Below are 11,283 nucleotides of genomic sequence, written 5' to 3'. Positions count from 1 at the left end.
GCGCGCAGCCAGCCCCGCGGCCGAACGGCATGCGCGCCGCGCGCGATCGTGCTGATGGTCCCGAGTGCCGCCAGGCCCTGTCGCCGGCCAGGAGGGGCGAGTCGCCCGCTCCGGCCCCATGAAGGACAGCCGCGCGCCTGGTAACAGAACAGATTTCCCCAAGATTGCGCCCACGCGCTTGCCGACGCCCGTGCACGGGATATCGGCCCTCCGAGTCGTCCGAACATGAACGCACCACAAGTTTTCGATCCGCATGGCGCGGCCGCCGCCGTCGCCGCCGACCCCGCGCCCCGCTTGCGCGAGATTCCCTACAACTACACGTCCTTCTCGGATCGCGAGATCGTGATCCGCCTGCTCGGCGAAGAGGCGTGGGCGGTGCTCGACGAACTGCGCGCCGAGCGCCGCACGGGCCGCTCGGCACGGATGCTGTATGAAGTGCTCGGCGACATCTGGGTCGTGCGCCGCAACCCCTATTTGCAGGACGACCTGCTCGACAACCCGAAACGCCGCGCGCTGCTGATCGAGGCGCTGAACCACCGCCTGACCGAGATCGGCAAGCGCCGCAGCGCCGATCTCACCGCGCACCGCGACGACGCCGGCCGGGAACGCGCGTCGCGCGTCGAGATGCTCGAAACCGCCGCGCAGCGCGCGGTCGACGAATTCGCCGACGAATTCGACAAGATGGCCGAGCTGCGCCGCCGCGCGACCAAGGCGCTCGGCCGCTGCACGCAGAAGGACAACATCCGCTTCGACGGGCTGTCGCGCGTGTCGCACGTGACGGACGCGACCGACTGGCGCGTCGAATACCCGTTCGTCGTGCTGACGCCGGACACCGAAGCCGAGATCGCCGCGCTGATCAAGGCGTGCTTCGAGCTCGGCCTGACCGTGATCCCGCGCGGCGGCGGCACCGGCTACACGGGCGGCGCGGTGCCGCTCACGCCGTTCTCCGCGGTGATCAACACCGAGAAGCTCGAACAGCTCGGCGCGGTCGAACTGACCGAGCTGCCGGGCGTCGCGCACAAGGTGCCGACGATCTTCTCCGGCGCGGGCGTCGTCACGCGCCGCGTGACCGAGGCGGCCGAAGCGGCCGGCTACGTGTTCGCGGTCGATCCGACCTCGCTCGACGCGTCGTGCATCGGCGGCAACGTCGCGATGAACGCGGGCGGCAAGAAGGCCGTGCTGTGGGGCACCGCGCTGGACAACCTCGCGTGGTGGCGAATGGTCGACCCGGACGGCAACTGGCTCGAAGTCACGCGCCACGAGCACAACCAGGGCAAGATCCACGACATCGCGGTCGCGCGCTTCGAGCTGAAGTGGTTCGACGGCGCATACGCGCCCGGCGAGAAGCTGCTCAAGACCGAGATGCTCGAGATCGAGGGCCGGCGCTTTCGCAAGGAAGGGCTCGGCAAGGACGTGACCGACAAGTTCCTCGCCGGCCTGCCGGGCGTGCAGAAGGAAGGCTGCGACGGGCTCATCACGTCCGCGCGCTGGGTGCTGCACAAGATGCCCGCGCATACGCGCACCGTCTGCCTCGAATTCTTCGGCCAGGCGCGCGAGGCGATCCCGAGCATCGTCGAGATCAAGGACTACCTGTTCGAGACGTCGAAGCAGGGCGGCGCGATCCTCGCGGGCCTCGAGCACCTCGACGAGCGCTACCTGCGCGCGGTCGGCTACGCGACCAAGAGCAAGCGCAACGCGTTCCCGAAGATGGTGCTGATCGGCGACATCGTCGGCGACGACGCCGATGCGGTCGCGCAGGCGACGTCCGAAGTGATCCGGATGGCGAACGGCAAGAGCGGCGAAGGCTTCGTCGCGGTCAGCGCGGAGGCGCGCAAGCGCTTCTGGCTCGACCGCAGCCGCACGGCCGCGATCGCGAAGCACACGAACGCGTTCAAGATCAACGAGGACGTCGTGATCCCGCTGAACCGGATGGGCGAGTACACCGACGGCATCGAGCGGATCAACATCGAGCTGTCGCTGAAGAACAAGCTGCAGCTGGTCGACGCGCTCGAGGCGTTCTTCAAGGGCGGCAACCTGCCGCTCGGCAAGACCGACGACGCGAACGAGATCCCGAGCGCCGAGCTGCTGGAAGACCGCGTGCAGCAGGCGCTGGAGCTGCTCAAGCGCGTGCGCGCGCGCTGGGAATTCGTGCGCGACCGGCTCGACCAGCCGCTGCGCGAGGCGCAGCACTACCTGGTGCAGCTCGGCTACGAGGCGCTCGCGGAGAAGTTCGCCGATCGCGCGGACGCGCAGCCGGGCGCGACCGTGTTCCACGTCACGCAGGACCGCACGGTCCGCATCTCGTGGAAGCAGGAGATCCGCGCGGAGCTGCGCGCGATCTTCAACGGCGGCGCGTTCAAGCCGATCCTCGACGAAGCGCAGGCGATCCACAAGCGCGTGCTGCGCGGCCGCGTGTTCGTCGCGCTGCACATGCATGCGGGCGACGGCAACGTCCACACCAACATCCCGGTCAACTCCGACAACTACGAGATGCTGCAGGACGCGCACGCGTCGGTGGCCCGCATCATGACGCTGGCGCGTTCGCTCGACGGCGTGATCTCCGGCGAACACGGGATCGGCATCACGAAGCTCGAGTTCCTGACCGACGACGAGATCGCCGAATTCCGCGCGTACAAGCAGCGCGTCGACCCGAACGGCCGTTTCAACAAGGGCAAGCTGCTCGACGGCGCCGATCTGCGCAACGCATACACGCCCAGCTTCGGGCTGATGGGCTACGAGTCGCTGATCATGCAGCAGTCCGACATCGGCGCGATCGCCGATTCGGTGAAGGACTGCCTGCGCTGCGGCAAGTGCAAGCCGGTGTGCGCGACCCACGTGCCGCGCGCGAACCTGCTGTACAGCCCGCGCAACAAGATCCTCGCGACGTCGCTGCTGGTCGAGGCGTTCCTGTACGAGGAGCAGACGCGCCGCGGCGTGTCGATCAAGCACTGGGACGAGTTCAACGACGTGGCCGACCACTGCACGGTGTGCCACAAGTGCGCGACGCCGTGCCCGGTGAAGATCGACTTCGGCGACGTGACGATGAACATGCGCAACCTGTTGCGCAAGATGGGCAAGAAGAAGTTCAACGCGGGCAACGCGGCGGGGATGTTCTTCCTGAACGCGACCAATCCGCAGACGATCAACCTCGCGCGCGGCGTGATGATGGGGGTGGGCTACAAGGTGCAGCGCTTCGCGAACGACATGCTGAAGAAGGTCGTGACGAAGCAGACGCAGCACCCGCCGGCGACGACCGGCAAGCCGCCGGCGGTCGAGCAGGTGATCCACTTCGTGAACAAGAAGATGCCGGGCAACCTGCCGAAGAAGACGGCGCGGGCGCTGCTGGACATCGAGGACAACAAGATCGTGCCGATCATCCGCAACCCGAAGTCGACGACCGTCGATTCGGAGGCGGTGTTCTACTTCCCCGGCTGCGGCTCCGAGCGGCTGTTCTCGCAGGTGGGGCTGGCCACGCAGGCGATGCTGTGGGAAGCGGGCGTGCAGACGGTGCTGCCGCCGGGCTACCTGTGCTGCGGCTATCCGCAGCGCGGCTCGGGGCAGTACGACAAGGCCGAGAAGATCGTCACGGACAACCGCGTGCTGTTCCACCGGGTCGCGAACACGCTGAACTATCTGGACATCAAGACGGTGGTGGTGTCGTGCGGCACGTGCTACGACCAGCTGGCGGGGTATGAATTCGACAAGATCTTCCCGGGGTGCCGGATCATCGACATCCACGAGTTCCTGCTCGAGAAGGGGATGAAGCTCGACGGGGTGACGGGCACGCGCTACATGTATCACGACCCGTGCCATACGCCGATCAAGACGATCGACCCGGTGAAGCTCGTCAACGAGCTGATGGGCGCGGAGAAGGACGGCTACAGGATCGAGAAGAACGATCGCTGCTGCGGGGAGTCGGGCACGCTGGCGGTCACGCGGCCGGACGTGTCGACGCAGGTGCGCTTCCGCAAGGAAGAGGAGATCCGCAAGGGCGCGGCGAAGCTGCGTGCGATTCCGGTGGTGGCGGGCGATGCGCCGGCGCCGGCCGCCGCGGGCGCGAACGGCCCGGACGTGAAGATCCTGACGAGCTGCCCGTCGTGCCTGCAGGGGCTGTCGCGCTACAACGAGGACGCGAACCTGGAGGCCGACTACATCGTGGTGGAAATCGCGCGTCAGGTGCTCGGCGAGAACTGGATGGCCGATTATGTCGCACGGGCGAACCATGGCGGGATCGAGCGCGTGCTGGTCTAATGCGGGCATGACGACCGCCCGGCGGGACTAGGATGAGAGCGGGCGCCGGCGCTGATGTGCCGGCGCCCGTCCACATGGGAGCGACGATGGAATGCGTGTTTTGCCGTGAAGACGGCGGCGAGGTGCTCTGGCAGGACGATGCGCTGCGTGTCGTGCTGGCCACCGGCGAGCACGACTACCCGGGCTTCTGCCGGGTGATCTGGGGTGCGCACGTGGCCGAGTTCTCCAATCTCGGCGAGCCCGAGCGGGCACATCTGATGCGCGTGGTCTACGCGGTCGAGCGGGCCGTGCGGCGCGTGATGCAGCCGAACAAGGTGAATCTCGCGAGCCTCGGCAACATGGTGCCGCACGTGCACTGGCACGTGATTCCGCGCTTTTCCAACGATGCCCATTTCCCGCAGCCCGTGTGGGCGCCGCGCCAGCGCAGCGTGTCCGAGGCGCTGCTGCGCTCGCGCGCGGCGCAGGCCTCGCTGCTGCACAATGCGGTGCGCGAGGAAATTCAACGCATGACCGATTCGAGGCAAGCATGAGCGGTTTGACTTCCACGACGCCGATTCCGTCCGGCGTCGTCGTGCACGCGGTGTCGCGCGTGCTCGAATTGCAGTACCCGAACGGCGAGAGTTACCGGATTCCGTTCGAGCTGATGCGCGTCTATTCGCCGTCGGCCGAGGTGCGCGGCCACGGGCCCGGCCAGGAGACGTTGCAGACCGGCAAGCGCGAAGTGACGATCACCGCGCTCGAGGGCGTCGGCAACTACGCGCTGCAGCCGACGTTCTCCGACGGCCATTCGACCGGCATCTACTCGTGGGACCTGCTGTACGAACTGGCGACGCAGCAGGACGCGCTGTGGCGCGACTATTTCGACAAACTGAAGGCGGCGGGCGTCGAGCGCGACGCGCCGATGCCGGCAGCCGCAGCGCCGCACGGCCACTGCCACTGAAATCGACGGCGCCCGCTCGGCGCCGTCTTGCCATTTACTGAGGATCAACGCGATGAGCAAAACCCACTTCGGCTTCGAAAGCGTCGAGGAAAACGAAAAAGCGAAGAAAGTGGCGGGCGTGTTTCATTCGGTCGCGAGCAACTACGATCTGATGAACGACCTGATGTCGGCGGGCATGCACCGCGCGTGGAAGGCGTTCACGATCGCGCAGGCGAACGTGCGCCCCGGCTTCAAGGTGCTCGACATCGCGGCCGGCACCGGCGACTTGACCAAGTCGTTCGCGAAGGCGGCCGGGCCGACGGGCGAGGTCTGGCATACCGACATCAACGAATCGATGCTGCGCGTCGGCCGCGACCGGCTGCTCGACAAGGGCGTCGTGACGCCGTCGCTGCTGTGCGACGCCGAGAAAATTCCGTTTCCGGACAACTACTTCGACGTGGTCACGGTCGCGTTCGGGCTGCGCAACATGACGCACAAGGATGCCGCGCTCGCCGAGATGCGCCGCGTGACGAAGCCCGGCGGCCGCGTGATGGTGCTGGAATTCTCGAAAGTCTGGGATCCGCTTAAAAAAGCGTACGACCTGTATTCTTTCAAAGTATTACCGTGGCTTGGCGACAAGTTCGCGAAAGATGCTGAAAGTTATCGGTATCTTGCTGAATCTATCCGGATGCACCCCGATCAGGACACGCTGAAGACGATGATGGAACAAGCGGGCCTCGATGCCGTCAAATATTACAATTTGTCAGGTGGCGTGGTAGCTTTACACCTAGGGACCAAGTACTAAGGGGTTCTTTCCCTACATTCGTCTTACATTCGGAGAAGCTGATGTCTGAATCGCGTTCGTTGTTCAACCGTAGCAAGCCGTCGAAGCCGTGGGCTCGACGGGTCGGCACGCTGCTGATGGTCGGCCTGCTCACGGCCGGCACGTTCGCATCGCTCGACGCCGAAGCGAAGCGCATGGGCGGCGGGCGCAGCATCGGCCGCCAGAGCTCCACCGTCACGCAGCGCCAGGCCACGCCGCCCGCGCAGCAGCCGATGCAGCAGGCCGCGCCGTCGCAGGCGCAGCGTACGAACCCGGCCGCGCCCACGCCGGCCGCGCAGCCCAACCGCTCGCGCTGGCTCGGGCCGATCGCCGGTCTCGCGGCCGGTCTCGGCATCGCGGCGCTGCTGTCGCACTTCGGCCTCGGTGGCGCGTTCGCGAGCATGATGGCGAACGTCATCGTGATCGCGTTGCTCGCGATGGTCGGCATCTGGCTGGTCCGCAAGTTCATGAACCGCCGTCGCCCGCAGGAGCCGGCATATTCGGTCGGCGGCGCTTCGTCGTCGTCGGGCGGCTATTCGCAAAGCCCCTCGTTCCAGCAGGGCAACACCGGCGGCAACTACGCGGGCAGCGGCAGCAGCTATGCCAATGAAGCGCAGGGCGTGTTCGGCGGCGGTGCGGCGGCCGCCGGCGCGGCAGGCGCGATGGCGGCTGCGCCGCTTCAAGTGCCGGCCGGCTTCGACACCGAAGCGTTTCTGCGCAGCGCGAAAGTCTATTTCGTGCGCCTGCAGGCCGCGTGGGACCAGGGCAACCTGGCCGACATCCGCGAGTTCACGACGCCCGAAATGTTCGCCGAGATCAAGATCGACCTCGATTCGCGCGGCAACGACGCGAACCAGACCGACGTCGTGCAGCTCGACGCGGAACTGGTCGCGATCGAGGATCGCGGCATCGAGCAGTCGGCGAGCGTGCGCTTCCATGGCCTGATCCGCGAATCGGCGAATACGTCGGCCGCACCGTTCGACGAGGTGTGGAACCTGTCGAAGTCGGGCAGCCAGGGCTGGCTGCTCGCGGGTATCCAGCAGATCAACACGCACTGAGCGTGGCCGGCGGCCCGCGCCGCCGGGCACCCGGGCGACGGCCGCCGCACTGCGACCGCTTGCCGCCCGGGTGTACGGTCAGGCACGGTCTGCCATCGATCCGACGTTACAATAGAAACCCGCGTGGGCGCCCGGCCTGCGCGGGTTTTTTCTTTCCCAGCCGATGACCTTTGCCGCCAAGCCTTTTGCTGCTGCCGTCAATCACCTGCTCGCGCGCGAATCGTGGGCGCGTGACCGCCTGATTCCCTATGCGGGCAAGACTGCCCGGATCGACGTGCCTCCCGTCACGCTCACGCTGCTGGTGCAGCCCGACGGCTATCTGTCGGCTGTCGACGCACACGATGCGCAACAGGTCGACGTGTCGATCGCGCTCGCCGGCGATACGGTCGCCGCGTTCCTGCAGGGCGGCCAGGCCGCCGTGATGAAGCACGTGAAGATCGAGGGCGACGCGGAATTCGCGACGCAGATCGCGAAACTGGCCGAGCATCTGCGCTGGGAACCGGAAGAAGATCTCGCGAAGCTGGTCGGCGACGCGGCGGCGTACCGGATCGCGACGGTCGTGCGCGATGCCGGCGCGCGCGCGCGCCGCACCGGACGCAACGTGCTCGACTCCGTCGCCGAATACTGGCTCGACGAGAACCCGCAAGTCGTCCGGCGTGCGTCGCTCGGCGGCTTCGACGCCGAACTGGCGCGCGCACGCGATGCGCTCGCGCGGGTCGAAAAGCGGGTCGAGCGACTCGAACAAAAAATCGGCGCGCGCACGGGTTCCAGCCCGCGCGGCGCGCACTGAGGGCCGCAGGGCATGCGCATTTTCCGTTTCATCAAGATTGTCTACACCGTCATCCGCTTTGGTCTCGACGAAGTGATGCTGTCCCGGATCGACGACCGGCGCGTGAAGCTGCTGCTGCGGATCACGACGATCGGTCGCCGTTACTCCGATCCGCCCGCCGTGCGGCTGCGCCACGCGCTCGAAAGCCTCGGCCCGATCTTCGTGAAGTTCGGCCAGGTGTTGTCGACGCGCCGCGACCTGCTGTCGGTCGATTTCGCGAACGAACTCGCGAAGCTGCAGGATCAGGTGCCGCCGTTCGATTCGGCCGTCGCGATCGCGATCATCGAGAAGTCGCTCGGCGCGCCGGTCGACGAGCTGTTCGACGAATTCGAGCGCGAGCCGATCGCGAGCGCATCGATCGCGCAGGTGCATTTCGCGAAGCTGAAGCAGGGCGTGCACGCGGGCAAGGCCGTCGCCGTCAAGGTGCTGCGGCCGAACATGCTGCCGGTGATCGATTCCGACCTCGCGCTGATGCGCGACATCGCGACGTGGACCGAACGCATGTGGGCCGACGGCCGGCGCCTGAAGCCGCGCGAGGTCGTCGCCGAATTCGACAAGTACCTGCACGACGAGCTCGACCTGATGCGCGAGGCCGCGAACGGCAGCCAGCTGCGCCGCAACTTCGCGGGCCTCGACCTGCTGCTCGTGCCCGAGATGTTCTGGGATTTCTCGACGTCGCAGGTGCTCGTGATGGAGCGCATGACCGGCGTGCCGATCAGCCAGGTCGAGACACTGCGCTCGGCCGGCGTCGACATCAAGAAGCTCGCGCGCGAAGGCGTCGAGATCTTCTTCACGCAGGTGTTCCGCGACGGTTTCTTCCATGCGGACATGCACCCCGGCAACATCCAGGTGAGCCTCGACCCGAACACGTTCGGCCGCTATATCGCGCTCGATTTCGGGATCGTCGGCGCGCTGTCCGATTTCGACAAGAACTACCTCGCGCAGAACTTCCTCGCGTTCTTCAAGCGCGACTACCACCGCGTCGCGACGCTTCACCTCGAATCGGGCTGGGTGCCGCCCGAGACGCGCGTCGAGGAGCTCGAAAGCGCGATCCGCGCGGTGTGCGAGCCGTATTTCGATCGCGCGCTGAAGGACATCTCGCTCGGCCAGGTGCTGATGCGCCTGTTCTCGACGTCGCGCCGCTTCAACGTCGAGATCCAGCCGCAGCTCGTGCTGCTGCAGAAGACGATGCTGAACGTCGAGGGGCTCGGCCGCTCGCTCGACCCCGAACTCGACCTGTGGAAGACCGCGAAGCCGTATCTCGAGCGCTGGATGACCGAGCAGATCGGCCTGCGCGGCTGGTACGAGCGGTTCAAGGTCGAGGCGCCGCAGTGGAGCAAGACGCTGCCGCAACTGCCGCGCCTGATCCACCATGCGATGGCCGCGCGCCACGACGCGCCGCGCGCCGCGAGCGAGGAGCTGATGCGTCAGGTCCTCGTCGAGCAGAAACGGACGAACCGGCTGCTGCAGGCGTTGCTGATCTTCGGCCTGGCCGTCGGCGTCGGGGCGCTCGTCGCGCGCGTGCTGCTCGCGCTCGCGTACGGCGCCTGACCGAAAGGAGCCACGCGATGTCCGAACCGAAACAGCCGTCCGCGTCGAGCGCCGCCGATTTCGCGACGCGCGACCCCGGCAGCGCGTCGTTCTGGGACGAGCGCTTCGAGCGAGGCGTGACGCCGTGGGAATTCGGCGGTGTGCCGGACGGGTTTCGCGCGTTCGCGCAGCGGCGCGACCCGTGTGCGGTGCTGATCCCGGGCTGCGGCAGTGCGCAGGAGGCCGGATGGCTCGCGCAGGCCGGCTGGCCGGTGCGCGCGATCGATTTCGCCGCGCAGGCGGTCGCTGCGGCGAAGGCGCAGCTCGGTGCGCATGCGGACGTCGTCGAGCAGGCCGATTTTTTCCAGTACCAGCCGCCGTTCGATGTGCAGTGGGTGTACGAGCGCGCGTTCCTGTGCGCGCTGCCGCCGAGCCTGCGCGCGAGCTATGCGGCGCGGATGGCCGAGCTGCTGCCCGCGGGCGGATTGCTGGCCGGTTATTTCTTCGTGGTGGCGAAACCGAAAGGGCCGCCGTTCGGGATCGAGCGAGCCGAACTCGACGCGCTGCTCGCGCCGCACTTCGAGCTGATCGAGGATCTGCCCGTGACCGATTCGCTGGCCGTGTTCGACGGGCACGAGCGCTGGCTCACGTGGCGTCGCCGCTGATGCGCGCGCGTCGCGGCCGTTGCCGGAGCGGGCCGGGGTTTCGGCTATAATTCAAGGTTTTGCAAGCCGTTTCCAGTTTCTGCGGGAAAAATATCATGCCGATCTACGCCTATCGATGCGAAGCGTGCGGTTTCGCGAAGGACGTGCTCCAGAAGATGAGCGACGCGCCGCTGTCGCAATGCCCTGAATGCGGGAAGGATGCTTTTCGCAAACAGGTGACTGCCGCCGGTTTCCAGCTGAAGGGCTCGGGGTGGTATGTCACCGATTTTCGCGGCGGCTCGGGCGGCGCCAGCGCACCGGCGACCGCGTCGGGCGACGCGGCGCCGGCGGCACCCGCGGCGGAAGCCGCACCGGCCGCGGCCGCGCCGGCTGCGACGAGCAGTTCGGGCAGTGCGGGCAGCACCACGACGACGAGCGCCGCGCCGGCACCGGCTGCGGCGCCCGCCGCCGGCACTTGATCGTCGCGGCCCGGCCGGGTCGCGACCAACCCGCGCTTCCGGCGCGGTTCATTGACGGCAGATGATGAAAAAGACGACCCTGAAAACGGTGTTCCTGACCGGCTTGCTGGTTCTCGTCCCGCTCGCGATCACGCTGTGGGTGCTCGGCCTCATCATCGGCACGATGGACCAGACGCTGCTCCTGCTGCCCGAATCGTGGCAGCCCGAGCGGATGCTCGGCTTCCATCTGCCGGGGATCGGCGCGGTGCTGACGCTCGCGTTCATCTTCGTCGTCGGACTGGCCACGCAGAACTTCATCGGCCAGAAGCTCGTCACGTGGTGGAACGCGGTCGTGCGTCACATCCCGGTCGTCGGGCCGATCTACACGAGCGTCAAGCAGGTATCGGACACGCTGCTGTCGAGTAGCGGCAACGCATTCCGCAAGGCGCTGCTGATCGAATACCCGCGCCGCGGCTCGTATACGATCGCGTTTCTGACCGGCACGCCCGGCGGCGACGTGGTCAACCATCTGACGGAAGAGTACGTGAGCGTGTACGTGCCCACGACGCCGAACCCGACGTCGGGCTTCTTCCTGATGTTGCCGAAGAGCGAAGTCATCGAACTCGACATGTCGGTCGATGCCGCGCTCAAGTACATCGTCTCGATGGGCGTCGTGGCGCCTTCGGCGCCGGCTCCGGCGCCCGCCCGTCGTCCCGTCGAGCCGCCGCTGTAAGTAAAGAATCATCGCCCGGGCCGCGCGTTGCGGCGCCC

The 11,283-nt window shown here is 67.1% G+C and carries 10 protein-coding genes; all 10 read left to right on the top strand.

The annotated features are described in order from the left end of the window. Nucleotides 1–225 precede the first annotated feature (225 nt). The 10 genes from GJG85_RS14470 to GJG85_RS14425 all read left to right on the top strand — a co-directional run bounded on the left by GJG85_RS14470 (nucleotide 226) and on the right by GJG85_RS14425 (nucleotide 11,245). Nucleotides 226–4,251 carry a DUF3683 domain-containing protein gene (locus GJG85_RS14470; RefSeq protein WP_204383413.1) on the top strand — a complete coding sequence of 1,342 codons (4,026 nt, stop codon included), beginning with the start codon at nucleotides 226–228 and terminating at the stop codon, nucleotides 4,249–4,251. Between the two features lie 86 nt (nucleotides 4,252–4,337). Then, entirely contained in the window at nucleotides 4,338–4,781 is a 444-nt protein-coding gene (locus GJG85_RS14465) for an HIT family protein (protein ID WP_050014703.1), read from the top strand. After that, on the top strand, nucleotides 4,778–5,191 hold the full coding sequence (locus tag GJG85_RS14460; protein WP_050014701.1) for a DUF971 domain-containing protein: 414 nt from the start codon (nucleotides 4,778–4,780) through the stop codon (nucleotides 5,189–5,191). The genes GJG85_RS14465 and GJG85_RS14460 overlap by 4 nt, the downstream gene beginning before the upstream one ends. A 52-nt stretch (nucleotides 5,192–5,243) precedes the next feature. Beyond that, complete coding sequence (gene ubiE, locus GJG85_RS14455; RefSeq protein ID WP_006477837.1) at nucleotides 5,244–5,975, top strand: bifunctional demethylmenaquinone methyltransferase/2-methoxy-6-polyprenyl-1,4-benzoquinol methylase UbiE; 732 nt, start codon at nucleotides 5,244–5,246, stop codon at nucleotides 5,973–5,975. Nucleotides 5,976–6,016: 41 nt separating this feature from the next. Then, nucleotides 6,017–7,051 (top strand): TIM44-like domain-containing protein, encoded by a 1,035-nt coding sequence (locus GJG85_RS14450; RefSeq protein WP_050014698.1) that lies wholly within the window; start codon nucleotides 6,017–6,019, stop codon nucleotides 7,049–7,051. Nucleotides 7,052–7,214: 163 nt separating this feature from the next. Then, entirely contained in the window at nucleotides 7,215–7,841 is a 627-nt protein-coding gene (locus GJG85_RS14445) for an SCP2 sterol-binding domain-containing protein (protein ID WP_027806086.1), read from the top strand. A 12-nt stretch (nucleotides 7,842–7,853) separates the two neighbouring features. Further along, on the top strand, nucleotides 7,854–9,431 hold the full coding sequence (gene ubiB, locus GJG85_RS14440) for a ubiquinone biosynthesis regulatory protein kinase UbiB (protein ID WP_050014696.1): 1,578 nt from the start codon (nucleotides 7,854–7,856) through the stop codon (nucleotides 9,429–9,431). Between the two features lie 17 nt (nucleotides 9,432–9,448). Beyond that, a complete protein-coding gene (locus tag GJG85_RS14435; protein ID WP_050014695.1) occupies nucleotides 9,449–10,075 on the top strand; it encodes an SAM-dependent methyltransferase in 627 nt (208 codons plus the stop codon). 95 nt (nucleotides 10,076–10,170) lie between these two features. Further along, nucleotides 10,171–10,533 carry an FmdB family zinc ribbon protein gene (locus GJG85_RS14430; protein WP_089488807.1) on the top strand — a complete coding sequence of 121 codons (363 nt, stop codon included), beginning with the start codon at nucleotides 10,171–10,173 and terminating at the stop codon, nucleotides 10,531–10,533. A gap of 61 nt (nucleotides 10,534–10,594) precedes the next feature. Continuing rightward, complete coding sequence (locus tag GJG85_RS14425) at nucleotides 10,595–11,245, top strand: DUF502 domain-containing protein (protein WP_006477842.1); 651 nt, start codon at nucleotides 10,595–10,597, stop codon at nucleotides 11,243–11,245. Nucleotides 11,246–11,283 lie beyond the last annotated feature (38 nt).

Origin of the sequence: Burkholderia sp. MS389 (assembly GCF_016899425.1) — a bacterium.
GTDB classification, from domain to species: domain Bacteria; phylum Pseudomonadota; class Gammaproteobacteria; order Burkholderiales; family Burkholderiaceae; genus Burkholderia; species Burkholderia sola.
Note: the sequence above shows the minus strand (reverse complement) of the source record. Positions and strands in the feature narration are given on the sequence as shown.